Origin of the sequence: Citrobacter sp. Cu231, from assembly GCF_030332265.1 — a bacterium.
Classification (GTDB): Bacteria; Pseudomonadota; Gammaproteobacteria; order Enterobacterales; family Enterobacteriaceae; genus Citrobacter; species Citrobacter meridianamericanus.
Window position 1 is genome coordinate 391,373 of the sequence record NZ_JAOWIE010000029.1, and the last position, 25,846, is coordinate 417,218.

Here is a 25,846-nt window from a genome sequence, read left to right on the forward strand (position 1 = left end):
TAACAATACAGATATCACAATCATCCACTGAAAAATGTATGGGCATACAAGAAATGTGTCTCCACTTTTAACAATCACCACAAAACCAGGAATAAAGATGCAATTAAAACGCCAGTAATAAAGCACTCATCGACATCTCGCATTCTTAATACGACAATCATTCTCCCTCATAAGAATTGTCAATGTCATCTTTTAATAACATAGACGCAGCTCAAATAAATCGCATAAAAATTCCATTCAGAATATCCAGCCTGCCGATTAATTAGCAATTAAACCATTTTAATTGTAAAAGCATTATTTTTTAAATTTTAAAAGCAAATAAAACACCTTCGTTAGATTTTTATATTGTATTCAATTACACCTACTTGACTGTTTTTTTTAACACGAAGATTATAAAACCATATTCCCCTACCTTTACCGAGAGATTCAGTTCATGGCACTCAAACGCTTGCTTAAGACAGAGCCTATGCATGATGAAGCCTGTCTGTGTCACAGCCCGGCATTCATCCGAATAAATACCATCCTGACACGTGAGGCTCGCCAGGCCCCACCGGTTTCAGCGCAGACAGTTAAAGAAGCACTTTCTATAAACGATGGTTACCTTCATGATGCGGAACCCACCTCACCCGGAGTTGTCGCGTTTACGAACATACGCCTGTTTGATGGTATTTCTGATTCACTGCGTACCGGGCTTAATATCATCGTTGAAGGAAATAAAATCAAAGCGGTCGTCCCGGCAAGATTACCTCTCCCTCCAGGCATAGAAACCATCAACGGAAATAATGGCGTGTTAATGCCAGGCCTTATTGATGCACACTGGCACGCTATTATGGCTCGCCCTTCAATGATGACTGCCATGACGGCAGATTTTAACTATATCCAGGCCCTGGCTATCGCTGAAGCAAAAGCCACGCTGCTACGCGGGTTTACCACAGTGCGCGACATGGGCGGCCCGGTATTTGGACTCAAACGAGCAATTGACGAACAGATTGCAATTGGGCCCCGTATTTATCCTTCTGGGGCATTTATTAGCCAGAGTGGTGGGCATGGTGATTTTCGAATGTTGAGCGATATTCCTCGAGCACCAAATGAAGCATTAAGTTACAGCGAGCGCGTCGGGATTACTGCTATTGCTGATGGTCAGGATCAGGTCCTGCTACGTGCCAGAGAGCAGCTTATGCGCGGTGCCTCGCAGGTAAAATTAATGGCGGGTGGTGGGGTTGCATCACAGTACGATGGTATTGATGTGACTGAAGGGTCTGTCCCGGAAATAGCGGCTGCCGTTACCGCTGCAGAAAACTGGGGTACCTACGTAACCGTTCATGCTTATACGTCCCGGGCAGTCACAATGGCGATAAGTGGTGGAGTTAAATGTATTGAACACGGGCAAATGGTTGATGAAGATACGGTAAAACTGATGGCAGAGAAGCACATCTGGTGGTGCCTGCAACCCTTTCTTGATGATGAAGATGCGGTCACTATGGCGACGCCCTCGTCGCGAGCTAAACAACTGGTTATGTGTGCAGGTACCGACACAGCCTATCAACTGGCAAAGCAATATAAGATAAAAACCGCATGGGGAACTGATACTCTCTTTGATGCTCATCTGGCTACACGTCAGGGGGCGCAACTCGCCAAACTTACACGCTGGTATAAACCCGTTGAAATCCTGAAGATGGCCACCAGTACCAATGCCGAACTGTGCGCAATGTCGGGACCAAGAAATCCATACCCACACAAACTAGGTGTAATTGAAGAAGATGCGCTGGCGGACCTGATCCTTGTTGATGGTGACCCGCTGACCGATATTCAGCTAATTGCCAACCCAGGGGAGGCTTTCAGACTTATTATGAAGGATGGCGTTATTTACAAGAACACCTTGTAAAAAGGTACAAACTACAAAAGATGGCTCTTTTAGTGTTGTCGGCGTTCCCTTCAGGTTGTGTTTCTGTTTGTACGCCGACATTCTTTAATATTGCAACGCGAAATTTTTACGAATCATCTGAATGTGGTTGAGCATTAACTCAAAAAGTAAGGTAATTTACTATTATCAATATAACTACTATGGTGAAGTGGCATTTCGACTCCAATATCATTTATTGTATCGTTAAGTTCACTTTCATCTATATTTTGATGAATACAGGATATATCATGAAAATGTACAGATAACAATTATAATATCGATTATTGCGAGCACGTATGTTCACACGGAATCTTATTTATTCAACAAAAGCGGTGGAACGCTGCAACCTCTCAAAGAAAACTGCAGCCTCAATAGGCCTCGAAAAGAAGTAACCTTGTAAAAAGCTGACCCCCATCGCGACCAATTTCTCACGCTGCGAGGCACTTTCCACACCTTCCGCAATGGTCAGGCACCCCCTGTCTTTAGCAATAGCGATGATATTACGGACGATGGCTTCTTTGCCCTCGTCAGTTTCAATTTCTTGGGTAAAATGTTTATCGATTTTGATGTAGCGCGGACGAAGTTGCATCAACAGCTTATAATTGCAGTGGCCAGTACCAAAATCATCTGCTGAGAGTGTCACCCCCAGCATATCAAGTTGCTGACAAACCTCTCTGACAAACGCGGAATCCTCAACGGCGACTCTTTCGGTAATCTCCAACCCAATATGTAATGCCGTGTTCGCCGTTTTATCCCTGAACAACTGACAGGCATTTAACAAGCTATTGCCCCCAAAATCCGCAGCCGAGACGTTGAAAAATAGCGTCGTTAATGGAAGCGATTTCAAATCCAACAATTCAAAGCTTCGGATTACCGATTGGATGCCCAATTCGGTGATGCGGCTTACCAAACCATTTTTCTCAGCCAGAGGAATAAACCGATCCGGCGAAATATTGCCCCATTTCGGGTGCTGCCACCTCATCAAAATCTCACCTGCAACAATATTGCCGCTACGAGCCTCTACAATCGGTTGGATGAAAGGCTCTAGCTGGTTATTATCGATCGCTTCTCGTAACATAAAGAACATCGATTGACGATGAATAAGGTATTTTAAAAATAATATCGAGAGCCCCCCGGAAATTATAAAAATAAGTAAAATCCTGTCATGTTCACTCTGCCAGAAAGTTAGTAAACTAAGCGGTGCCAAAGGTAACGCACTGACACTATATTTAAATTGCGTCGAGGAATACGTGTCCTGTCCATCAGACAACTGATTTTTGAAAATATTTCCAGTGGCATCAAGCGAAATACCATCCACCGTCATGATGTAAGAATAACTCCCGTGATATTTTTTTAATTCATTTTGAATGTAATAATTATCTACGCCTACCATAACACTATTTTCTCCACGAGACACATGATAGACCAGCAGTGATTTAGAAGGATTGACGGAGCTATCGCTCATTAAAAATAATGATTTAGCGGGGAAGAAATGTGCATCTGATGTAAAACTCACACTGCCAAAAACTGAAGAACAATAAAGGTTTTTCCCCTGTAGTAAATTGATGGTTGTTACATCTGGCAGTGTAGCCACCAGCTTACGTATTTCAGTCTGTACTTTATTGCCACATTGACCATTAAGCAGATCTGTCGCACGATGACCCGCAATGCTTGCATTGCTTATAATACTGTCCAGTTTACTAATAATAGCCTGGAGATAGTTCTGGGTCAGTTTTTTTTGATTTGTTATTAATTGGTGAAAAAGAAAACTTGTGCCTCCGGCACAGAGGAGAAAAAAAAGAGTTATACTAATAATAATGCTATTGCGGTAACGCATATGGCTCCAGATGATTTCATTCAAAATGGAAGTCGTAAATAAATTTATTTAATAAGTAATGAACAACATCCAGCTATCTGTAATTGTCATAGGACAATTAAATCTGTAGGCAAAGACGTAAGTAATAATAAGCCACTGCTTATCTTATGCGAATTTTCGACAGGGTTAGCTTGAGGTACCAACTTTCCTCTGGCGTTAATATCGCTATTGATACGTCATGGTAAATGACAGCACGCCGTTAGCGGTGCCTGTAGTGATCGTATCCCCGGTCTGATAATAGCGCGCCTTGAGCGGCACGCTGAAACTACCGCCAGTTGAGGAAGTTCCAACGGAGATATCGGAACCCAACGCCATCGGCAAATTGTTATAAAGCAGCTGAATCCCCACGCCAGTCGCTGCGTTATTGCCACCGGCAGTATTGATTACTCCTCTGCTAGCATCAAAAATACTCCCTTCCATTTTCACGCTAACTTTTGTTCCGGCATTGCAGGTCATCGGCAGGATGAACGATTGTGTGTAGGTATCGCCGGGCGTGGATCCTTTGCCGCTAAATGCCTTTTTATCTACCTCTTTCATATCAACAGGTATTGATGTCGTGGTTAAATTACAGGCAGGGGTAGTCACCGTGAACGCATTGATACTGACATTCGCTTGAGGTGATTGCCACAGCAACGCGTTATTCAGCAAAACCAGTGCACCTACCGTTCTTGCGGTTATCGTTCCGGACCCCGTTTCCGTTGCCGTTTTATAAAACGTTACTGTCACGGTGCCACTCAATGTCGGGTTGACCATTCCACTGGTGTTCTCACAGAGCTTAGCGGTATTGACATCGCCCCGAATAGTATTACTTCCGGTGACTGAGGCGCTGCCGCCAGCACATATTGTCGTGGAACCCGAGATGGAATAACCAATACCGTCGACATTGGTTTTATACACTCGCCGGCCGTTCACCATCGAATCAAATGTGCCGTTCGCCATGACGCCGAAAACCTGACTAGAGATCAAACCCTGATCCGAATTGAAACAACTAAACGAGTTGATCGTCGGTGTCACAAGCTGTGTCCCGATAACCGCACCTACGGGAAGATTGCGCGAAATCGTAATATTCTGTGGTGAGACAGTAGTTGACGGTGTTGTTGTTGTGCAATCCCAAGCAAGGACCGTACGAGAAAACATCCCCAGCGCAGCGCAAATCAGGATATTTAATATAAGTTTCATTTTTCTTTCACTCCGGTTCAATGACATAGCGCAGTAACGTTGTGCGTTTTGTCAGAGAGCTGTGTTATCTGATAAGTCGCACGGCAGCTTTCGCCAGCCCAGCGAACCTCAACGGTACCTTTTTCTGGTGCGCCGTTTAGCCAGACCCGTTTATGATCGTCCACAATGCCGTTCGCCACGTTATTGCGATTTTTAATAATGGCCGTCGCCCCGAACGGGATTTCACTTCCAGTCAATTGCAGCAAAACTTTGTAACCCGTTACAGTAGGATAATCTGCCAGGGCCAAAGCACCTTTTGTTGGTACTACCGTTCGCGTATCATTGAGCACATCGGTATTGTTATTCAGCGTGGCGGTATCAAGCGACAGGCTGTTCTGTCGATATGGTGTAACGTACGGCACCACCGCAAAACCTTTACTGTCGGTGTAAATACCACTATTGTTTGCCACTTTCACTCCGGCAGCGTTATCTGCTTTCACCAGCGCCAGGGTCTCGCCAAGAGGCTGAGTCGCGGCGATGCCGTATGGATGAGCCACTAGCCCGCCCATCGCGCCAACGGAAAACTGGCGGTTATCACGGGAATAGCTGTAGCCCAGCTGATATTCCCCGTGGTTGCCTTTATAATTGGCGGAAGCGCTACCCATCGTGTCGGAACCTTTACTGTTATAGCCTTGCTGCACGTTCCAGCTCAGTTTGTTATCTTCCAGCGCAGTACCGGATAATCCCATCTGTGAAACGCTATCGCCTTTTTTATTGCCGTTAGCAGTAACGGTCATCCAGCTGTTTGGCAAAAAACGTGATAGCGGGATCTGCATCGTAAAAGCGACGATATGATCATTGTCGTTGCGCCATGGCCCCTTTGAGTAGCTGTAGTTCAGGCCGTAATTAATATTGTTAACGCTGGTGTTGTATCCCACGTTAACGCTACGCTCGCTATCGCCTCCCCAGTAATCCTGCTGCCAGGCTGAGAGATTCAGGTTGCCCCAGTCGCTAAGCCGTTGATTCAGTGTTATCTGGGCCTTACTGCGTTTATTTCGCTGATAGCGCCAATTGTCATCAAGCTGCATCTCATCGCTTGTAATACGAAACGGATTCACATCGCCGTTTGCTTCCTGAAAATCGCGAAAGCCCGATGAAGAATAACGATATCCGGTCAAATTCAAAGATGTTCCCGTCGTGGCGAAATCTTTGGCATACTGCGCGCGTAACGACACACCATTTTGCGTCTTTTCAGGTAGCTGCGAACGAGCAAACGTGGTGTCAAAAGAGAACGAACCAATATCCCCAAACCCCTTACCTATACCTAATGCGCCGGACCAGTAATCTTCAGAAACGATCATCCCGCCATACACCGTTGTATCCCAAGGCAAGCCATAGCCTAAGGTGCTTTGCAGGAATATCGGTTCCTTATCCTGGTAGCTTGCCGCGCGATATTTCCCCGCTGCCAGCGCATACTTGAATTGACCTTCGCGCTGCATCACCGGTACCGCAGAAAATGGCTGGATAAACTGATGCACTGAGCCGTCCGCTTCACGAATCGAGACGTCGAGGTCGCCGCTGGCGGCGGTGGGATAAAGATCGTCGATCATAAAAGGTCCCGGGGGAACATATGACTGCCAGATAATATTCCCGCCCTGACGTATGGTCACCTGAGCGTTGCTCTGCGCGATACCGCGAACCACAGGTGCAAAACCGCGGACGCTTTCCGGCAGCATAGAGTCATCTGAATAAAGCTGCACACCACGGAAATTCACGCTGTCGAAGACCCCTGCCTGGGTATAACCATCGCCAGCGCTAAATTGGCTTTTCAGCACCTTAATATCCCGCTCAAGCGAGGTGCTAATTGTGTTCCAGCGGCTTATTCCATTGCTGTTGTTATAAGTTGAATAATTTCGCAGCCGCCAGGGACCTGCATTGATACCGCTACGCAGATTTAAATAACTGTCGTTGTGCGATTCGACATCGCCACGGTTATTCGCAGCTGAAAAGTTGTAATTTACAAACAGCATATTCAACCCGTCATCCCATTGCTCCGGCGATACGGAACCCTGAGGATCTCGCCGCAGATATTCCTGCGGAACCGAGATTTCAAGCCGCATGCCATCGAACTGAAAATGGATTAGACTCCCCGGCAGGAGCTCGCTGATATTGTTGATCGTCGCCAGTTCATCCATATCCATCCAGCCGGGCTGTGCGTTGGGTTTAACCCCCCAGCGCGAAAAATCCTCCCGTTTCAGAGTCGGTGATAAGGCACTTTCATTCCAGATGAATGAGATATCGCGTGTTTCCACATAGCTACCATTAAGATAAATTTCTACATGGTAGACTCCGGGAACCTGCCCGTTGGTTTTGCTAAAACGGGAGATATCAATGTCTCGTGGGATATTCCCGTGAGTTTCAATAAAGTCTGGTGAAAAATAATCCTCAGCCAACCCTGTTTGAACGCGTAAACATAAAAAAACAAGTAAAGATAACTTGGTTAATTTCGCAAAACCTGACACCACATTGACCTGAGACATGGATGATAAACCTAAAAATTAAATGTATGCTCAGCCGTGATGCCTCCGAAATCATTGATCGCACGCCATGATATTTCACCACCAGTTAACGCCGACTGAGATAGCGATAAGGTTTGAAATGGTAAAACCATTGGAGGTTTAGATAATTCTTTTCCATTCACTTTTACATCATAAAGCGACACACTATAAGGTGACGGATTATGCACATTCAGTTTCCCATCAGCGACTGAAAAAATTAGCTGTTGATATGCCAGTGAAGGATCTCCTTTTAGGCCCGCAGGGCGATAAAAAACCTTCATTTTGCTTTTTACTGCTATCAGCAACTCGTTTTTAGCATCCGCCGATGATGACGGTATTGATTTAATATTTAGCCAATATATGCTTTCCCGATCCTGAGGCACAGAATTACCAATTAACATGACGCGAACCGAATTCTGGGTATTGGGATTTAGTTTAAATAAAGGCGGCGTGGTAATAAATGGACTGTCACCATCGTCACTATTTTCATTGTTACTTACCCATGACTGAATTAGATATGGTGTATTGTCCGGGTTTCTCACGCTGATTGCTGATTGACTATCGCCACTATTATAAACAAGTCGCGTGCCACCTATTTCCACACCACTAATTGCCGCCGTAGAGATAAGTAATAAACTCACGGCGATTTTTTTAAATATTTCCTGTAACATGAAGAAATCCTGAGAGAATAACAAGGGCCACAAATGGCCCTACTTTTACTGGTAAGTCACGGTAAATGATGTCGAAGAGTTTGCGGTTCCAGCACCAACAACTCCCGTTGCCATATATTTAGCAAAGTAAGTCAGTGTGTTATTAACATCTTCCAACAGATTCACCCTTGCTGAGGGAGAACCAACCGGAATCAGCGTCGTACTGTCCTGCTCATAGATGGCTACCCCAACGTTAGTTGCAGTTTGCCCGTTGGTCAGCGCCAGAATGGAAGGATTAGCGGTGTTGGTCGTGCCATCAAAGCGAATGCTGGCGCTCGAAATACTGGCCGGGCAGGATTTCAGCACAATGTTAAAACGTTTCGCCGCTGCCGTAGTGCTATTACCTCCGGCAAAGGCTGCGGTTGAAATTGTGCCGAGCTCAACTGGTTGAGCGATAGATGTTGCATCAACCACGCATGCCGTACCCGTGATATTACCGGTAAAGTTAATTACCCCATCAGCAGCATTTGCAACCTGAGAAATGGATAGAGACACAAGAGCAGAAATCAGTGCAATCTTTTTCATATATAAATTCCATATGGTTAGTTAAATTGAAAAAATAAATGTGAAGCTTTAAAAATTAATGTTAACCTTACATTCATAAAACAACAGTTAATAAAATATACTAGTCACTCATATTCATGAGTATTCTGCGTATAGAGCTCAGTGCGCGCGATATTCTGATACAGCACAACACGATTACCTTGCTGTAGTTTAAAAATCAGACTGCGGCGATGTGCATAAAATGTTTTTCTTGTCATTCCTAGTCGCTGGCTAATCTCTTTAACATCCAGCCCTTTTTGCATACAATAGAGCACTTCTTCCTCACGCTGAGAAAGTGAGTATTTCATTCTGTAATTATATTGTGAACTCTTTACCAACAAACAGGAGAGAATTTCATTCAGCCGGCACTTTTTATCAATAAAAACAAAGTCTGACATATGCTTTAAAGCATAGTAGTCAAGAACGTTACTGATAAAAATAATAACTTTTTTCCCCGGAGTTATGTTCTTACGCACCTCTGATATGCATATTGTTTCAATGTCTATGATACAATAATTTTCATCAATTAACTCTGGAGTTAACAATTCACTCATGCCGACAATAAAAAAATAATCATCAGAAAAAATGGAACCTGACAAATCCATAAATTTACCTTCCAGGCATAATCCTCTTTATTATTTAGCGTCAGTAATCCCTCTCATGTTTCATTGTGAGATTTACAGAAATTATATGTTTATAGCAGCACAAAAGTAATGGATTTCGAGCTGGGAATAAAAAACGATCGTTTCTACTATTTTTTCACCTTTCAAAGATAATTAATCCATTAGAAACCATAGATTACAAATAAAAACACCAGTTAAAAATTAAGTTATAGCATTTAAAACTACCATGAAACATAGGCGCAACTTAATGATCTATAGTTGTTTGATAGCCAGAACTTGTAATAACCATCGAATTGGATTTTTCTTAGGGAATATTCTATTGTCACTTAACAAAAGATACTTCACCGGAACAGGGCTAATTTTACCTGGTTAACAGTGGAGCAACATTGGCGAGAGCTTATTATTCTGTCAGCAAGCGCCTACATACGTAGGAAAAGGGCTATTGTTGAAATTTTTCTATGGATTGTTCCAGATTATTGAGCGAGCTTTCGATTCGGTTCAAAGAGTCGAACAGTTCCGCCGCAGTAATAGCATCAGGCAATCGTTCTTCCAGCATTTGAGCAACAGTGATGACTTCATTAATGCCCAGCAATTGGGCAGTACCGTTAAGGCGATGAATATGATATTTCACCGATGGATAGTCCTCGTCAAATGCGGCTGTTCTGGCTGCTTCTAAATCGTGTCGATTTTCCCGTTGCGCATCATGCAGCGCAGCGAGCATAAGCACCCGATTGTTTTGTGCTAGTACCGCCAACCGCTTCTCATCGAACATTAATTCGTTCGTCTGGCTTACTCCGGCTAACAGACGAGTGAGCTGCGCGAGGGTAATTGGCTTAAATAGACAATCGGTCATTCCTGCCGCAAGACAGCGTTCACGCTCATGCTGCTGCGCTGTAGCGGTCAGACCCCAGATAGGAAGATCACTATCAAATCGTCTCACCTCGCGAGTAAGTGCAATACCATCCATCACGGGCATGTTAAGGTCGGTAATCAATAAATCGTAACGATCCTGCTGAAGATAACGTAATGCCTCTTCGCCGTTTTCCGCTTCATCCGCAGCAATTTCCAGGGAGGCTAGCTGACGTTTTAACAGTAGACGACTGGAAGGGTGATCGTCGGCAATTAATACCCGCAGTGTCTTGCCAATAACAGGAGGTGGTGGTGACTCGGTTTCAACGACGTCAGTGAGTGCATCATACGAAATTTGTACTGGCAAATTCAGCGTCACTCTGGTCCCCTGATTAACTTCACTTTGCAAATCTATCGTGCCCCCCATCTGGTTCATCAATGCCTTTGCAATAGCCAATCCTAGCCCTGACCCGTGATGAAGCTCCCCCATTTTCCCCTGACTGAACGGCATAAAAAGCGACTTTTGTTCTTCGCTACTGATACCGGGCCCCGTGTCATTCACGGAAATTACCAGCGCGTGATTCAGTCTCTTCGCTGAGACCTGAACTTCTCCATGACGTGTAAATTTCACCGCATTGCCGATAAGATTCATCAGCACCTGTTCCAACATCTGTGGATCTAGCTGCATGGCTTCTTTTGGCTCCAGATGCGAGTCATAGCCCAGCGCTATCCCTTTCTGCGCGGCAAGCGCGGTAAAAAGTAATACTTTTTCTTTGATCATCGCATCAACATGCACCCACTTCGGCATCACCTCCTGCAAACCGGATTCTATCTTCTCCAGATCGAGGATCTCACCAATCAGTTTCAACAGCGATCGCGAAGCTGTAACTGCATGATCGATAGAAGTTTTATCTTCATGACTGAAGTTTGTCGTTGAGTTTTGTAACAGTTCCAGAAATCCCACAATGGCACTTACTGGGGTGCGAATCTCATGGCTCATATGAGAGAGGAAGGCTCGTTTCTCTTCATTAGCTTTCTGTGCTTTGGTCTTTTCCTTCTCCAGTAAACGCTGCGACTCTTTTCTTCTACGCACCTGCCGTGCCAGGTAGAGCACCCAGAGGAAGGTACTCACGACAAGAAGGGTCGCGAGAGTTGCTACCAGATAGAAGGGTCGGTTATACAACTCCCAGGTATCTATTTGGACGTCCGGCAGACGTACCCATTTACCGACAATCTGTAAAATTTCCTTCTGGGGGATATCATCCAAGGCCTTATCAAGGATCTGCCTTAATTCAGGTTCTGAGCGCGGTACAGCAAAACTGATTGCTGCCGGTTGCACCTCTGGCAACGGGAGCCATGTCAGCCTATCGGGATAATAATGTTCACTGAGATAACGAGCGGTCAGCTGATTAGAAATCGCCGCGTCAACTTTTCCCGTTGCAACAAGATTTAATGCCACACTGGAGTTTTCTACTTCTTGCCAATAGATATCCGGATGACGGGCTTTCATCTGTATCAGTAACGGATGATCGATGCTTATCGCCACGTGCGCTCCTGCCTTTAGCGCTATCGCCTGGGCATCCTCTTTTCTGACAACGGTAACAAACTGGGTGGTAATAAAGGGATGAGTGAAAGAGAGGGTGTCTTGGAGGCTCAAATCAAAGGTGGCTGCCTGTACAATATGCCAGTTGCCCTTTTTCATCTCTGAAAGCATATCTTCACGCGAGTTTACGACAACCGTTTCGTACTGCAGGCCAGTTTGCAGACTAATCAGATTAAGAATATCCCCTACAATCCCCCGAACTTCCTGATTATTGTCGGCCATGGTGTAAGGCGCAAACCACGGATTAATAATTACCCGTAGCGTTTTGTTTGTTTTTAGCCACTGTTTTTCACGAGGCGTCAGATTGAGTGGTTGAAGTAAAAAAGAGAGGTTACCTTTGTCGATCATCGACTGCGCTATTTGTCCATGCTGATTTTCATCGATTGCATTGATGGTGCTATTAATGATGCTCAGTAAACGCTCTTGTCCCGGTAAGAATAAAAAATGGCTCATTTTTTGTGGTGAAGGCCAATATTTAACCGCGCTCAAAGCTAGGCTGAACTCTTGGGAAAGCCAAGTGCTAGTAGTTAGCGAATCACCCATAAACCATCGATTCTGCCCGGTAATAATGGAGTTCAGCGCCTCCTGATAGCTGGCGTAATTGGCTATTTCGGCATTCGGAAATGCCTCATGAATGAAATCAGTGCCAGGATAGCCCTCAACAACCGCAATACGAGCACTCTGCGGACTATGCAAGGGACCCATAACGTTAGAGAGCGAAGTCACCAGCACGGGCCAGGAATGTACTAGTGTCTCCGAGAGCTGAATGCCCTCCTCAGCGAAAGGAAACGTATCAAGACCAGTCAATACCGTATCAATCTCGCCCGCACGTAGCGCGCGAATTGCATCAGCGCGATTTTTATAGCTCAGTACAGCGATACGGACATTTAGCGAATTATGGATTAGCGTCAGATAGTCAGCGTTCATTCCCCTGTAGCGCCCACTGAGCGTGGTTTGCACCAACGGAGCCTGCTCAGGTTGATAAACTCCAATGCGTAGCGCTCTTTTTTGCAACAGCCAGCGCTTGTTATCCTCACTCAAGTACACAGGCACCGGAGTAATGTAACTATATCCCGACAGCTCTAGCTCAGTGGGGGAGACATCCTGAGCATAAGCAGCACATCCGCTGAAAACCCAGAGGAGCAGGAGAAGTACAAGACGCAGTTCCATCTTCAGGTCAGCTTATTCTGATGAGCAAAAGAGAGTAGTTCGACTAGTGATTTACAGCCTAATTTTTCCATTAATCTAGTTTTATAGGTACTTACCGTTTTGCTGCTTATATACATCGCTTCGCCAATCTGCGTATTATCAAGGCCGCTTAGCATATAGCTCATTACTTTCATCTCCTGCGCGGAGAGAGATTCAAGACGCTGATTATCCGTTAGTTCTACCGACGGTTCCTCCATGAAAAAGGGAAAGTAGATATAACCATTTTTCGCCGCATTAATCGCTGCGAGAATATTTTCCATATCTTGCTTTTTACTAATAAAAGCATTCGCGCCAGCCTGCGCGCAGCGTTTACTGTAATAGCGATCATTTTTTGCTGATACTACGATTAACACACCAGTAAAACATTGTGCCCTGAGTTTCTCCACCAGCTCAACGCCATTTATGCCAGGAATCTCGACATCCACAACGACGATATCGACAGCTGTTTTCGTCAACTCCTTTAGGGCTTCCGCTCCGTTCTCAAATTCTTTGATAATGGTAATGTGCTGTTTTTCCAACATGCCGCGTATGGCCATGCGAGCCAAGGGATGGTCATCCACAATAACGGCGGTAGGGGACCGAGACTCATTCATAGGCTACCTGAAAGCTGTAATTCGTGGAAGGAAACATACTCAGGATGATAACCTAACAATACTTCAGACTGATTTAAAAATTAAAAGTTTTTTTGTACTAGCTCACATTATAGCGATCAACTAAAACACGTTATTGTTCGAGCATTTTTCCCGTTTTGATTTCTGATTTATTTAGTTGTATCCGACCATTATCATCGTGCGACCTGAGTTTTACGATTTGCCAGAAGATAGTTCTTTATGGCAACCTTTAATCAGGTTTCTGTACCAGTTTAGAGGTATGAATAGCTTCGGATTTAACAAAGATCTTAGCGTCATTTCTGAGGACTTAAAGAGGGTTACCCAGCGGTAAGGGGTATCCCGAAGAGTGTAAAGTTGAAACAGCCAAACAGATTGTTTAGCGTGGCGATTCCGTTTTTAGCGTGAGCAAAACGTCTCAATATTGCCACACAGTCTGTACGCGAGGATAAAGGAGTACGGCCGGACTCATCCACCAATAAAGAACTGTCAGATGCTCAGGCCGAGATCCGCCGACTCTAGAAGAAGTTGAAGCCATCCTTGCTCACCAGTGTCGTGACCCCGACCAGGTAGATCAGGTCGGCATCAGTGCCGGATGCCTGCAAGTCCCGAAAGACTGAGACATTGATGCCGGTGACGCCCTGTACACCGACGTTAGATTGGTTTTGTGCCAACTGGCAGTCTGGTCGATGTAAGCACGCAGCCCTGGTGCAAACGCGGTAGCGTGGCCGTCGAAATAGCGTTCACAGTGGTATCCAATGAAAGTAAATCAGGCCAGATGACCATCAGCTCACGCTGACTGAAATTCTCGCGATAAGCCATCGCTTCGGAAATGATCTTACAGCCCCATGCGGGGAATAAGGTTATATCATACGCTGCGCCAGCCTATATCGCTGGCACGCCATTAGGACGCTGCCATCAGAGATGGAAACGTCCGTTAGAGTTTGATCCTATAGTCAGCTCACACCAGTTCTTTGAGCTGCTCCTGCATATAGGTTGAAAAATACTCTGGGTTCTTGATAAGGATGCGGTTACCGGAGGCGACTTTTTCTGCCCATCCGGCTACTTTTTTCGTGAACTCGGGATTCCATCCCTCCTGCTCACCCCGTGCCATCACTACTTCCGGACTCGCTGGCACACCTAAGTCATGCAAATACTTTAAGATTCCCTTAGCGGTACTTTCATCCATTGAATGGGGTACTGACGCCGAAGTGTTCATACCACCAATAAAATCCAATGCTTTCTCAATTGCTGTTGGCATGCTCTTATCCTTAAAATTAACCACGTGAGAGACACATTCATACTATGTACCCAACTCCGCCGGGATATCAAAGAGAACATCACCTTTATTTGATTTACCCCGCAGCTAAACGCTTGCGCGACTGTTTTCTGCGCGATTAATTCGCCATTCCAGCCAAAACCAGCCCGGTCGCCACCGCATTACGCGGCCCTTCAGTACCACGGATGTTGCCCTGTCCGGCGACAACCCCGTAATGCGCCAGCGCGTCGGTTATCATCTGTGGGATTTCGAAATCCAACGAGGAACCGCCTACCAGCACCACGAAAGAGATATCGCGAATGGTTCCACCGGGAGATACCTGGCGTAACGCACGCAGGCAGTTGGTCACAAAAACCTTCTCTTTAGCCTGTCGGCGCACCAGCCGAATTTTTTCCAGCGAGATTTGGTTATCTATCGGGATCAGCTCCCCGTCTTTCAGATACACCACTTTGGCAAACACCGACGGGCTGAGCGGCTCGCGAAAAAACTCCACCACGCCGTTCTCATGGCGAATGCTGAACAGACTCTCCACTTTTGCCAGCGGGTATTTTTTAATTTCCTCTGCCAAAAACGGATCGCTTAAGCCCAGCTCTGTTTGAATCAACAGGCTAACCATATTTCCCGCACCGGCCAGATGAACCGCTTTCACTGCACCGTCGCTATTGATAATGGCGGCATCGGTAGATCCTGCGCCCAGATCGAGGATCGCCAGCGGTGCAGCACAACCGGGCGTGGTTAACGCTCCGGCTATGGCCATGTTGGCCTCTACGCCACCGACTTCAACCGGGGTATTTAGCCGGGCGCTGAGCTCACTGGCGATGGCCTGCATCTGTAAGCGATCGGATTTCACCATCGCCGCAATGCCAACGGCGTTCTCCATTGAACACTCCCCGGCAATACCGCCCTGAACCTTGCGCGGAATGAATGTATCTACCGCCAACAGATCCTGAATGTGCACCGTGTTCATGTCATGACCGGTCAGTGAGGCCATCACCTTACGCACCCGCTCCAGCATGCCACCTGCGTGCGTACCAGCTTCACCGCGAATATCACACACGGGCGCACAGGCGCTTACCACCTGCATAATGGCCCGCGCGCCATGCGCAACGTCGGCTTCACCGCCGCGCTTTTCGCCACGGATAACGATCTTGCCCGCCGGGATCACTCTTGAACACACATCGCCCTGCGGCGTTTTCAGCACCACGGCAGAACGGTTGCCAATCAGCGCTCTGGCGATGGGGACGATAGCTTGCGTTTCCTCGGGCGTTAGGGCAAAGAAAGTCGCAATGCCGTAAGGGTTCGACAGCACCCGCACCACCTGTCCCGGGGCCGCCACTTCCACCGCCGCCAACACGCCTTCCGGCACCTTCTCAATCAGGGTAACTTCATCTACCACTGGCATGGTCCGGCGCAGACGATTGTTCACCAGTACACCATCATCTTTTTTCAGGATTGCCGCCACCACATTGACACCGCGATCCAGTGCCTCATTGATAAGCCAAACCGCCTCGAGAAAATCCATCTCCTCGCCTACCAGCGGGATCCAACCTTGAGCAAAATGATCTTCACTCACCGCCGCCAGCTTCTCCACTGTGATGGTGGTTCCTATTCCCACACCAATACCGCCGGGCGTTTGCGGGTTATGCCCAATCATCGTTGATTCGGTAATAATGGTTTCAGTGATGGTTTCCATCGCCACATCGCCGATTACCGGTGCCGCCTCGTTGATACAGATTTTCGCCACGTCCTGAAGCGACCACGGCGTGTTATTCAGCGCCTGCTGCAGGGAGGCCACCACCCCTGCAATATTATCCCGCGTCCCTTTCATGCCGGTAGTCGCGACAATCCCGCTGGCGATAAACCGGCCATGCTGCGCCAGCGCCACTTCAGTGGTGGCGTTGCCGATATCAATCCCTGCAATTAGCGGCATACACCCTCCGTCATTGGCTGCCTTTACGCAGCTTATTTCTCTGCTGATACACCTCTGCCGACTCGCGAACAAACCCGGCGTTCACCGTGGCATGCCAGGTATATTCCAGTTCATCGGCAATGGCCTGCAGCTCAGCAAACGAAGAACGAAACGGGCGCAGCGCGTTGTAGATCTCCAGAATGCGGGCATCTGGGATGGTAATCAGCTCTGCCGCACGACGGAAATTACGCGCCACGGCGTGACGCTGCATCTGTTCGGCAATCTGTGCCTGGTACTCCAGCGTTTGCTGAGAAATACGCACATCCTGCGGTCCTACGCGGCCCGCCAGCACATTCTCAAGGGTAATCTCGGTTAGCGGTTTCCCGGTGGGGGTCTGAATTTTCTCCGGGCAGCGGGTCGCTAATGGGTAATCCTGCGCGGTCATGATGTTGTCGTTCATGGTCATTCCCTTACCAGTGCAATATGCAGCGTGACGGGCGCAGCATCCTGCACCACGTGTTTGGTTTCTTTGATATGAAACAGTGCGGCCTTAGCCATAAATTTAGGGCGCACCATCTGGTCATTCACCACCGGCACCGGCGAGGGCGACTCTTTACGTGCATAGCGCGCGGCGTTTTTACCAATCTGGCGATACGTTTCCAGCGTCAGTAGCGGAGCCTGAGAGAACAGCTCCAGGTTGCTCAACGGCAGCAGATCGCGCTGATGAATCACCGTGGTTCCTTTCGACTGGATACCAATCCCGATACCAGAACCACTAAGATTTGCCGCATCCCACGCCATAAAAGAAACATCCGAGGTGCGCAGGATCCTCACTACCCGCGCATGTAACCCCTCTTCTTCGATGCCAGCAACCAGCTCTTTCAAAATCGCTTTGTGCGGCATCTCAATAAGGGTTTTATGCTGATACTTATCAAAGGCTGGGCCGACGCCAATCACTACTTCATCCACGCGTTCGTCCGCTTTAGCCGCCTCGCCTTCGCTCACCTGCAAGGTAAAAACCGGCTTACGCTCAGTTGTGCATTCCACTGTCTACCGCCTTATTCGATCGCGCTGGGCTGAACCACACCCGCTATATTTTTAATTTCCGCCCAGCGTTCGGCAGAAATACGATAGCCGGTGCCGGGTCCCTGATAATCATTGATGTCATTGACGGCACTGACGACGTCGAACTGGCGATCCAGAATGGCCGACGTTTGCAGGTAATCACCGGTGACGCGCTGCCTCAGCATGTTGAGGATATTGCTGGCGATGTCTTCGAAACCGCTACAACTTAACGCGCTGACGATATCCAGTCCGGTGATATTGCGCTTCATCATCTCTTCCACAGCAGCCAGATCCTCCACCACATTGCGTGCGGGCATATCTTTGCTGCCGTGAGCGTAAGTGGCTGCCTCCACCTCTTCATCACTAATTAGCGGCAGGCCCAGTTCGCGGAACACCGCCTGAATGGCACGGGCGGCCTTATTGCGAATAGCGATGGTTTCCTCTTCCGTGACCGGTCGCAGGCCCCCGTCAACCATCAGATCGCGTTGCAGAATGTTGTAATCATCGAAGTCTTCAGCGTCGAAGTTCGATCCGGCAAACATGTTGTCGTAGTTGGGTACCGCGCTATAACCGGAGAAGATAAAGTCGGTGCCCGGCAGCATCTGCATCAGGGTACGGGCAGTACGGCGAATATCGGAATGGGAAAAGGTCTGGTCATTGGCGGAGGCCACTTCAAGGTCGAGCATTGAGGCTATCAGGTTTTCCGCCAGCACCGCGCGGATCCCTGACGGTACTGCACCAGTCATGCCGATACAGCTGACCGCGCCGTTTTGCAGCCCCTGTACGCCTGCGCCTTTGGTGATAAAAATGCAGCGCGACTCCAGGTACAGCATCGATTTACTTTCGGAATAGCCCATCAGCGCTTCCGAACCGGTGCCGGAGGTGTAGCGCATCTTCAGGCCACGCGATGCATACGCTGAGGCGAGAAACGCTTTTGACCACGGCGTGTCATCACCATCGGTAAATACCGACTCCGTACCATAGACCGACACCGTTTCGGCGTAGCTGGTCAGCCCGCGCATGCCCAGCTCCAGCTCCGTGGCCTCTTCAACGGAACATTGCGTCAGCACGCCGGGGCGACCGCACTGAGACCCCACCAGCAGCGCCAGGGCGTTAAATGGCGCATAACGGGCGATCCCGACCGTCGTTTCCTGCTCGGAAAAACCACGGATCCCCGCTTCGGCGGCGTCGGCGGCAATCTGTACCGGGTTATCTTTCAGGTTGGTCACGTGACACTGATTGGAGGGGGTGCGTCTGGCGCGCATTTTTTGCAGCGCCATCATCATCTCCACCACGTTCATTTGCGCCATCACTTCCACCGCTTTCGCCGGGGTGATGGCGGTGGTAATGGCAATAATCTCTTCCCGACTGACGTGGATATCCACCAGCATTCTGGCGATCTCCAGCGCGTCGAGCTGCATGGCGCGCTCGGCCTCAGCCACGTTAATGGCGTAGTCGGCAATGAAACGGTCAATCATGTCGAACTCGGCGCGGCTCTTACCGTCCAGCTCAACAATACGACCACATTCTACCTTCACCGATGAAGCGGGATCGTAGGGGCTTTCCATGGCGATCAGCCCCTCTTCAGGCCATTCGCCAATCAGCCCATCCTGATTTACAGGCCGTTTCGCAAGCACTTCGAATCGTTTTGATCTTCTCATGATTTATTGACTCAAAAGATAAAAAATAGGGACGCCGGGCCGCATTGCCGGGGACACAACACCCGGCATTCGCCTTTCATCAGCAATGGTCGAACTCTAAATGAGCAGAACAATAAAAAAATAAAATTAATTTCGTTCCAATTTGGCACCTGATAAAAACGCATCGTTTCATATTGAAACGCAATTCAGGAATATCCACATCAAATTGTGACGAGGTTAAATGATCATTATCAATAAACGCAAATCCGGGAAGTTTAATTTAATATTTTTGGAATTTTCGCCCTATTGACTAAATAACGTGCGGCGAGAAAATAAGGTAAAGCCAATGATAAAAATAGCTGCTACGCGATATTTTTCGTGACCTCAGCCCTACAACATTTTCAGGAGAGACTGTGAATAAGAGCCAACAAATCGCCACCATTACGCTGGCGGCGGCAAAAAAAATGGCGCAGGCCGTCGAGGCTAAAGCGCTTGAAATTAACGTTCCGGTGGTTTTTTCCGTGGTTGATCGTGGCGGAAACACACTGCTGATGCAACGCATGGACGATGCGTTTGTCACCAGCTGTGATATCTCTCTTAATAAAGCGTATACCGCCTGCTGCCTGCGACAGGGTACCCATGAAATTACCGACGCAGTACAACCGGGGGCTTCTCTGTATGGTTTGCAGCTTACTAATCAACAGCGCATTGTTATTTTCGGCGGCGGCTTACCCGTCATATTAAACGGTAAATTAATCGGTGCCGTAGGCGTAAGCGGTGGTACCGTCGAACAAGACAGATTATTAGCAGAAACCGCACTGAATTGTTTCTCTGAATTATAATTTAAATCTAAGAAGGTATATTATGAGCTATCGTATGTTTGATTACCTGGTGCCAAATGTGAACTTCTTTGGCCCGAATGCTATTTCCGTTGTCGGCGAGCGCTGCAAATTGTTGGGTGGTAAAAAAGCGCTGCTGGTTACTGATAAAGGTCTGCGAGCGATTAAAGACGGCGCGGTAGATAAAACTCTCGCCCATCTGCGTGAAGCCGGTATTGAGGTGGTGGTTTTTGACGGCGTTGAACCTAACCCCAAAGATACCAACGTGCGCGACGGTCTGGAAGTCTTTCGCAAAGAGCATTGCGATATCATCGTTACCGTCGGCGGCGGTAGCCCACATGACTGCGGTAAAGGTATCGGTATCGCGGCGACCCACGAAGGCGATCTCTACAGCTATGCCGGGATTGAAACCCTGACCAATCCACTGCCGCCGATTGTCGCGGTGAATACCACTGCCGGTACCGCCAGCGAAGTTACCCGCCACTGCGTGCTGACCAATACCAAAACCAAAGTGAAGTTTGTGATTGTCAGCTGGCGCAACCTGCCGTCAGTCTCCATTAACGATCCGTTGCTGATGCTCGGCAAACCCGCACCACTGACCGCGGCGACCGGGATGGACGCCCTGACCCACGCCGTGGAAGCCTATATTTCCAAAGATGCCAACCCGGTCACCGACGCCGCCGCTATCCAGGCGATCCGCCTGATCGCCCGTAATTTACGGCAGGCCGTGGCGCTGGGCAGCAATCTGAAAGCACGTGAGAATATGGCCTACGCTTCGCTGCTGGCGGGCATGGCCTTCAACAACGCCAACCTCGGCTACGTTCATGCGATGGCGCATCAACTTGGCGGTCTGTACGACATGCCGCACGGCGTAGCGAATGCCGTACTGCTGCCGCACGTGGCACGCTATAACCTGATCGCTAACCCGGAAAAATTTGCCGACATCGCAGAGTTTATGGGCGAAAACACTAACGGACTTTCCACCATGGATGCGGCCGAACTGGCGATTCACGCCATCGCTCGCCTCTCTGCTGACATCGGCATTCCGCAGCATCTGCGCGATCTGGGCGTCAAAGAAGCCGATTTCCCCTATATGGCGGAAATGGCGCTGAAGGACGGCAATGCCTTCTCCAACCCACGCAAAGGGAACGAGAAAGAAATTGCCGGGATCTTCCGTCAGGCATTCTGATAACGCAGGGGACGCCATGTCACTTTCATCACCGGCCGTACATCTGTTTTATCACTCACGCTGGCAGGATACTCACGTGCTTGATGAGCTGTGTTGGGGACTGGAAGAGCAAGGCGTTCCTTACCGGGCAATCTGTTGCGACGATCATGACTGCGCGCTGGCGCTGGGCCAACTGGCGGCCAAAAGTTCGACGCTACGCGTGGGGCTCGGCCTCAATAACGCGGGTGATATTGCTTTAACCCATGCCCAGTTGCCCGAGGATCGGGCGCTGGTCTGCGGGCGTATCTGCGCCGGGGCTGTCCGGATCCGCGTGCTCGGCGCCAATGCCGGTCAACTGGTTAAAGTGCTTCCTTTCAGCGAGATAACATAAATGTACCGCATCTACACCCGAACCGGCGATAAAGGCACCACTGCGCTATATGGCGGCAGCCGCATCGACAAAGACGACATCCGCGTTGACGCCTACGGCACCGTGGATGAACTGATTTCCCAGCTTGGCGTCTGCTATGCCAGCACGCGCCAGGCCGAGCTACGCCAGGAACTGCACGCCATACAGAAGATGCTGTTTGTACTTGGAGCAGAGCTCGCCAGTGATGAGCAAGGACTTACCCGCTTAAAGCAGCGTATTGGTGAAGAGGATACTCAGGCGCTGGAGCAGCTTATTGACCGTAATATGGCGCAAAGCGGCCCGCTCAAAGCGTTTGTTATTCCGGGGAAAAATCTGGCCTCGGCACAGCTACACGTTGCGCGAACCCTGGTGCGTCGGCTGGAGCGGATCCTGATCGCGATGGACAGAACCCTGACGTTACGCGATGAGGCCAAACGTTACATCAACCGACTGTCGGATGTGTTGTTTTCGATGGCCAGAATCGAAGAAACTACTCCAGATGTTTGCGCTTAAACTGACTGGCATCGATGTCGTACTGCTTCATCTTGCGCCACAGGGTGGTGCGACCAATATTCAGCAGCTGCGACATCTCCTGCACGCGCCCGCTAGTGACGCGGGCGGCGTGGATAATCGCCTCTTTTTCGATGGCGGTAAATGTCAGGCTGGCTGGCAGCAGTGAAGATGCCGTCTCCAGACCAGGGCGTTCGGCAAACAGATAATCCGGTAGATTGCTCAGCCGAATATGACCGTTTTCACTGCTGATGGCGATATTTTCGATAATACTGTTCAGCTCAAAGTCATTACCCGGCCACGAGTAGGCCACCAGTTGCGCCAGCGCATCGTCGTCAATCTTCAGGCTGGTTGAAAAGCGTTTTTTCAGGCTATTCAGCCGCGTATAAATCAGCGAGGGAATACTGTTACGCCGCGCCCGTAGCGGCGGGATGACTATCTCAAAAGAGTGCAGCGCATAATACAGCTGACGGCTAAAGCGGTTTTGTTCCACCAGATTAGCGAGATCGACCGTGGTGGTGGCAATCACTTTCACATCCACCGGAATCAGCCGCCGGGCATCCAGGCGGGTTAAAACCCCCTGCTTAATCACCTGTAGCAGCGCGGATTGCAGCTCCGGCGCTAAATACTCAATTTTTTCCAGAAACAGGGTGCCGCCATTGGCCAGTTCAAGACGACTCAACCGACCGTTCTCATCATCGGTAGGCGCGCTGCCCATAAAATCCTGACCCAGCACGCTGTTGGCATACAGCTGGCAGTTCACGGCGATATACGGCCCGCTGGCGCGTTCGCTTTCATTGTGAATAGCCTGGCTCAACAACTCTTTACCGACCCCCTCTTCCCCACACAGCAGAATCGGGAAGCTCCCCCGCGCCGCCTGACGACCGAAATGGATCAAGCGCCGGGTTTCCGGATCGTCTGTCGACATCTGCTCAAAGGTATGGCTCACCTTGCCGAGCTGGCTGGTCATCAGTTGACGCATTTGTTCAACCGGATGCAGCAACAGAATAAAGCTGTTGCCCTGCTCTTCAACAATCGGCTTCAGGGTAATGACGGCATCAACAAACTGATGCTGACTTTCAAAGGTGACTTCGACGTGATTCAGGCCGCGGGCATGTTTGATCGCCCGACGCAGCAGCATGGGCAGATTGAGCAGGTCGTTAATATTTTTCCCCTGACTGGCCTGCGCGTCGAGATGCAAAAGCAGCGCCGCCCGCGCATTAAGGAACTGCAACACACCCTGCTCGTTCCACGCCATCACGCCATCATCCATGCTTTCCAGCAGTCCGTACATTTGGTTCAGATGACGATTGGATTCAGCCAGCAGACTGTCGGTCAGTAAAGAGTTACCGACTTCTCTGGCAATCGCCAGCGTCAGGGATAAATCAGAAACGCACTCATGCTCTACCAGACAGCACAGCGAGATGGAGCCAAACAGTCGACCATGGTTATCGAATACCGGCGTCGAGCAGAACGACCACGGATGCAACGCCTGCTTAAAGTGCTGATCGCCAGAGGTTTTTGTCGGCTGCCCCGGCATCGTCGCCAGCGACAGCGCACAGCTGCCAATAATGCTTTCCGCACAGTAACTGCCGTCGCGAAACCCGAGCTCCGCCAGTTGTTCCACCGTCTGCGGATCGCCGCAACGGCTGAGAATACAGGCCGACTCATCCAGAATCAGCAGCGCGCACGGACGGCCGTCCATAAATTCCCAGGCATCTTCCAGCGCAGCCTGAGCAATCGTCAGCAGCGCCGTCTTGCGACGACAAATCGACTCAAAGGTCAGCCCCTGCGCCTGATGCGGCGCCTGCCAGGTTTCCCGCTGCATAAACTTGCTGCAACGATGCCATGACTGGGCAAGAACCGAAGAGACTTCCTTCCCGATGCTATGCGTGTGCGCCGTCATATCCCTTTCCGCTGTTTTACCATAGACAACCCCTCCGGCAGAGACTGTCAGAGGGGGAGAAGATGTCGGATAAAAACTTACCGACGACTGATTAACGCGCCAGCCACTGCTGTCCCAGCAGGTCTGCCGTCAGAATAGCGGCATGAACGCTTTCAGGCGTCACCGGGAACGGCATATTGTGTATGGTTTCACCTTCTGCGCAGGTCGCTTTGGCCACGGCCATAATCTTGCCGTCGATGTCATCTTTCACGCCCATTTCCGCTAACGTTACCGGCAGACCGACTTTCTGACAGAAATTCAGTACGGTTTCGATCTCTTCCATCGGGCTGTTTTGCAGCACCAACTGCGCCAGCGTACCAAAGGCGACTTTCTCACCGTGATACAAATGGTGGCACTCTTCCAGAATTGTAAATCCGTTATGAATAGCATGCGCTCCCGCAAGACCGCTGCTTTCAAAGCCGATGCCGCTGAGGTAAGTGTTCGCTTCGACAATACGTTCCAGCGCGTCGGTCACCACGCCAGCCTGCGCGGCAAAGCGTGCCTTTTCGCCTTCCGCCAGCAGGGTATCATAGCACAGGCGCGCCAGGCTCAGCGCCGCCACAGTGGACTGTCCGCCCGCCATGCTGGTCGCTCTGGCGTCATAACAGGCTTTCGCTTCAAACCAGGTCGACAGCGCATCACCCATCCCGGCCACCAGCAGACGGACCGGCGCTTTGGCAATGATTGCGGTATCCATCACCACCATATCCGGATTTTTCGGGTAGATCAGATACTCTTCAAACTCACCAGCTTCGGTGTAGATAACGGACAGCGCGCTGGTTGGCGCATCGGTAGACGCAATAGTCGGGATCACCACCACCGGCAGCTTCTGGTAGTAACCAATCGCTTTAGCGGTATCCAGCGTTTTTCCACCGCCAATCCCAACCACGCCACGGCAACCGTGCTGTTTCAGAATGGCAATCAGGCGATTAATTTCGACATGGCTGCATTCCCCGTTGAAGCGTTCCGCATGACAGCTAATATCGTGGCTGTGCAGACCGTTGAGTACTTTCTCTCCCGCCAGCTTCATCACGAAGTCATCCGCAATCACGAAAAAGCTGTCCGCCAGATTTTTAGCATATTGACCAAATAAGGTGGAAGCGTCAGGACCCTGGAGATATTTGGCTGGAGATTGAATAACTTTTAGCATTCCTTTCATCCTCAAATAAGTACATGTTTTTACATGGTGAGCCCTGGCGTTAACCTGTTAGGCCGAATGCTGACGGCGAAAACGGGAGGTACCGGAGCGATGCAATAACTGTATGGCGAGGCGTACACAAAAAAATCTTTCGTCTTTTTGTTCTGATATGAAACAGATAAAAACCACGAACGTTCCAGATTGGAACGCTTATCCACAAAAATGATAAGGTTTGCGATCCCGATCCGTTCATTTCCCGCCAAATCTCCGGCAATCACCAATCCCACTTTCCCTTTTACTCACT

General features: G+C 49.1%; 20 protein-coding genes and 2 pseudogenes. 6 read left to right on the top strand and 16 right to left on the bottom strand.

What is annotated here, in order from left to right; genetic code table 11:
• Positions 1-433 precede the first annotated feature (433 nt).
• A complete protein-coding gene (locus OGY15_RS04925) occupies positions 434-1,885 on the top strand; it encodes a metal-dependent hydrolase family protein (RefSeq protein ID WP_151217782.1) in 1,452 nt (483 codons plus the stop codon).
• Positions 1,886-2,219: 334 nt separating this feature from the next.
• Here the strand turns inward: OGY15_RS04925 and OGY15_RS04930 are convergent, their stop codons facing one another.
• The 8 genes from OGY15_RS04930 to evgA form a co-directional block, all read right to left on the bottom strand.
• Positions 2,220-3,740, bottom strand: coding sequence for an EAL domain-containing protein (locus tag OGY15_RS04930; protein WP_286538577.1), 1,521 nt, complete (start codon positions 3,738-3,740; stop codon positions 2,220-2,222).
• 204 nt (positions 3,741-3,944) lie between these two features.
• The gene (locus tag OGY15_RS04935) at positions 3,945-4,958 is read right to left on the bottom strand and encodes a fimbrial protein (RefSeq protein WP_151217784.1); all 1,014 of its coding nucleotides are present in this window, start codon (positions 4,956-4,958) and stop codon (positions 3,945-3,947) included.
• Positions 4,959-4,975: 17 nt separating this feature from the next.
• A complete protein-coding gene (locus OGY15_RS04940; protein WP_286538583.1) occupies positions 4,976-7,477 on the bottom strand; it encodes a fimbria/pilus outer membrane usher protein in 2,502 nt (833 codons plus the stop codon).
• An 11-nt stretch (positions 7,478-7,488) separates the two neighbouring features.
• Positions 7,489-8,166: a fimbrial biogenesis chaperone gene (locus tag OGY15_RS04945; protein WP_151224376.1), complete on the bottom strand. Its 678-nt coding sequence runs from the start codon at positions 8,164-8,166 to the stop codon at positions 7,489-7,491.
• Positions 8,167-8,211: 45 nt separating this feature from the next.
• Positions 8,212-8,730, bottom strand: a complete 519-nt coding sequence (locus OGY15_RS04950) for a fimbrial protein (protein ID WP_151217786.1) — start codon at positions 8,728-8,730, stop codon at positions 8,212-8,214.
• A 104-nt stretch (positions 8,731-8,834) separates the two neighbouring features.
• Positions 8,835-9,353, bottom strand: coding sequence for a response regulator transcription factor (locus tag OGY15_RS04955; RefSeq protein ID WP_151217787.1), 519 nt, complete (start codon positions 9,351-9,353; stop codon positions 8,835-8,837).
• A 457-nt stretch (positions 9,354-9,810) separates the two neighbouring features.
• A complete protein-coding gene (locus OGY15_RS04960; protein ID WP_286538588.1) occupies positions 9,811-12,993 on the bottom strand; it encodes a response regulator in 3,183 nt (1,060 codons plus the stop codon).
• 2 nt (positions 12,994-12,995) lie between these two features.
• Positions 12,996-13,625: an acid-sensing system DNA-binding response regulator EvgA gene (gene evgA, locus OGY15_RS04965; protein WP_151217788.1), complete on the bottom strand. Its 630-nt coding sequence runs from the start codon at positions 13,623-13,625 to the stop codon at positions 12,996-12,998.
• Positions 13,626-14,014: 389 nt separating this feature from the next.
• Between evgA and OGY15_RS04970 the strand changes: the two are divergent.
• A pseudogene (locus OGY15_RS04970) lies at positions 14,015-14,159 on the top strand (IS3 family transposase); the annotation flags it as partial.
• Between the two features lie 2 nt (positions 14,160-14,161).
• Here the strand turns inward: OGY15_RS04970 and OGY15_RS04975 are convergent.
• The 6 genes and pseudogenes from OGY15_RS04975 to OGY15_RS05000 all read right to left on the bottom strand — a co-directional run.
• Positions 14,162-14,492 (bottom strand): annotated as a pseudogene (locus OGY15_RS04975) (phage tail sheath subtilisin-like domain-containing protein); the annotation flags it as partial.
• Between the two features lie 109 nt (positions 14,493-14,601).
• Positions 14,602-14,925, bottom strand: coding sequence for a DUF1889 family protein (locus tag OGY15_RS04980; protein ID WP_001573898.1), 324 nt, complete (start codon positions 14,923-14,925; stop codon positions 14,602-14,604).
• 112 nt (positions 14,926-15,037) lie between these two features.
• Positions 15,038-16,849: a diol dehydratase reactivase subunit alpha gene (locus OGY15_RS04985; protein ID WP_286538591.1), complete on the bottom strand. Its 1,812-nt coding sequence runs from the start codon at positions 16,847-16,849 to the stop codon at positions 15,038-15,040.
• A gap of 10 nt (positions 16,850-16,859) precedes the next feature.
• Complete coding sequence (locus OGY15_RS04990; RefSeq protein ID WP_151217790.1) at positions 16,860-17,288, bottom strand: diol dehydratase small subunit; 429 nt, start codon at positions 17,286-17,288, stop codon at positions 16,860-16,862.
• 2 nt (positions 17,289-17,290) lie between these two features.
• Complete coding sequence (locus OGY15_RS04995) at positions 17,291-17,875, bottom strand: propanediol/glycerol family dehydratase medium subunit (RefSeq protein WP_151217791.1); 585 nt, start codon at positions 17,873-17,875, stop codon at positions 17,291-17,293.
• Positions 17,876-17,886: 11 nt separating this feature from the next.
• Positions 17,887-19,554, bottom strand: coding sequence for a propanediol/glycerol family dehydratase large subunit (locus OGY15_RS05000; protein ID WP_286538595.1), 1,668 nt, complete (start codon positions 19,552-19,554; stop codon positions 17,887-17,889).
• 392 nt (positions 19,555-19,946) lie between these two features.
• Here OGY15_RS05000 and OGY15_RS05005 point away from each other — a divergent pair, with 392 nt between their 5' ends.
• Genes OGY15_RS05005 through OGY15_RS05020 form a run of 4 tightly spaced genes read left to right on the top strand, consistent with a single transcriptional unit; the run spans position 19,947 to position 22,462 of the window.
• Complete coding sequence (locus tag OGY15_RS05005) at positions 19,947-20,375, top strand: GlcG/HbpS family heme-binding protein (RefSeq protein WP_151217793.1); 429 nt, start codon at positions 19,947-19,949, stop codon at positions 20,373-20,375.
• Between the two features lie 22 nt (positions 20,376-20,397).
• Positions 20,398-21,561, top strand: coding sequence for a 1,3-propanediol dehydrogenase (gene dhaT, locus OGY15_RS05010; protein WP_151217794.1), 1,164 nt, complete (start codon positions 20,398-20,400; stop codon positions 21,559-21,561).
• Between the two features lie 16 nt (positions 21,562-21,577).
• Positions 21,578-21,931 carry a glycerol dehydratase reactivase beta/small subunit family protein gene (locus tag OGY15_RS05015; protein WP_286538602.1) on the top strand — a complete coding sequence of 118 codons (354 nt, stop codon included), beginning with the start codon at positions 21,578-21,580 and terminating at the stop codon, positions 21,929-21,931.
• Positions 21,932-22,462 carry a cob(I)yrinic acid a,c-diamide adenosyltransferase gene (locus OGY15_RS05020; protein ID WP_151217796.1) on the top strand — a complete coding sequence of 177 codons (531 nt, stop codon included), beginning with the start codon at positions 21,932-21,934 and terminating at the stop codon, positions 22,460-22,462. It abuts the gene before it with no gap.
• On the opposite strand, the gene dhaR is transcribed toward OGY15_RS05020, so the two are convergent.
• Together dhaR and OGY15_RS05030 are read right to left on the bottom strand one after the other, a co-directional pair.
• The gene (dhaR, locus tag OGY15_RS05025) at positions 22,440-24,365 is read right to left on the bottom strand and encodes a dihydroxyacetone kinase operon transcriptional regulator DhaR (RefSeq protein WP_286538605.1); all 1,926 of its coding nucleotides are present in this window, start codon (positions 24,363-24,365) and stop codon (positions 22,440-22,442) included. The two genes, OGY15_RS05020 and dhaR, sit on opposite strands and share 23 nt — an antisense overlap.
• Positions 24,366-24,456: 91 nt before the next feature.
• Entirely contained in the window at positions 24,457-25,554 is a 1,098-nt protein-coding gene (locus OGY15_RS05030) for a glycerol dehydrogenase (protein ID WP_032940746.1), read from the bottom strand.
• Positions 25,555-25,846 lie beyond the last annotated feature (292 nt).

Bases quoted from the DNA above. Each gene is read 5' to 3' on its own strand.
- OGY15_RS04950 (WP_151217786.1), bottom strand. From the start codon at position 8,730: ATGAAAAAGATTGCACTGATTTCTGCTCTTGTGTCTCTATCCATTTCT.
- OGY15_RS04960 (WP_286538588.1), bottom strand. From the start codon at position 12,993: ATGGAACTGCGTCTTGTACTTCTCCTGCTCCTCTGGGTTTTCAGCGGA.
- dhaR (WP_286538605.1), bottom strand. From the start codon at position 24,365: ATGACGGCGCACACGCATAGCATCGGGAAGGAAGTCTCTTCGGTTCTT.
- OGY15_RS04935 (WP_151217784.1), bottom strand. From the start codon at position 4,958: ATGAAACTTATATTAAATATCCTGATTTGCGCTGCGCTGGGGATGTTT.
- OGY15_RS04955 (WP_151217787.1), bottom strand. From the start codon at position 9,353: ATGGATTTGTCAGGTTCCATTTTTTCTGATGATTATTTTTTTATTGTC.
- OGY15_RS04945 (WP_151224376.1), bottom strand. From the start codon at position 8,166: ATGTTACAGGAAATATTTAAAAAAATCGCCGTGAGTTTATTACTTATC.
- evgA (WP_151217788.1), bottom strand. From the start codon at position 13,625: ATGAATGAGTCTCGGTCCCCTACCGCCGTTATTGTGGATGACCATCCC.
- OGY15_RS04990 (WP_151217790.1), bottom strand. From the start codon at position 17,288: ATGAACGACAACATCATGACCGCGCAGGATTACCCATTAGCGACCCGC.
- OGY15_RS05030 (WP_032940746.1), bottom strand. From the start codon at position 25,554: ATGCTAAAAGTTATTCAATCTCCAGCCAAATATCTCCAGGGTCCTGAC.
- OGY15_RS05020 (WP_151217796.1), top strand. From the start codon at position 21,932: ATGTACCGCATCTACACCCGAACCGGCGATAAAGGCACCACTGCGCTA.
- OGY15_RS04925 (WP_151217782.1), top strand. From the start codon at position 434: ATGGCACTCAAACGCTTGCTTAAGACAGAGCCTATGCATGATGAAGCC.
- OGY15_RS04985 (WP_286538591.1), bottom strand. From the start codon at position 16,849: ATGCCGCTAATTGCAGGGATTGATATCGGCAACGCCACCACTGAAGTG.
- OGY15_RS04940 (WP_286538583.1), bottom strand. From the start codon at position 7,477: ATGTCTCAGGTCAATGTGGTGTCAGGTTTTGCGAAATTAACCAAGTTA.
- OGY15_RS04930 (WP_286538577.1), bottom strand. From the start codon at position 3,740: ATGCGTTACCGCAATAGCATTATTATTAGTATAACTCTTTTTTTTCTC.
- OGY15_RS05015 (WP_286538602.1), top strand. From the start codon at position 21,578: ATGTCACTTTCATCACCGGCCGTACATCTGTTTTATCACTCACGCTGG.
- dhaT (WP_151217794.1), top strand. From the start codon at position 20,398: ATGAGCTATCGTATGTTTGATTACCTGGTGCCAAATGTGAACTTCTTT.
- OGY15_RS05000 (WP_286538595.1), bottom strand. From the start codon at position 19,554: ATGAGAAGATCAAAACGATTCGAAGTGCTTGCGAAACGGCCTGTAAAT.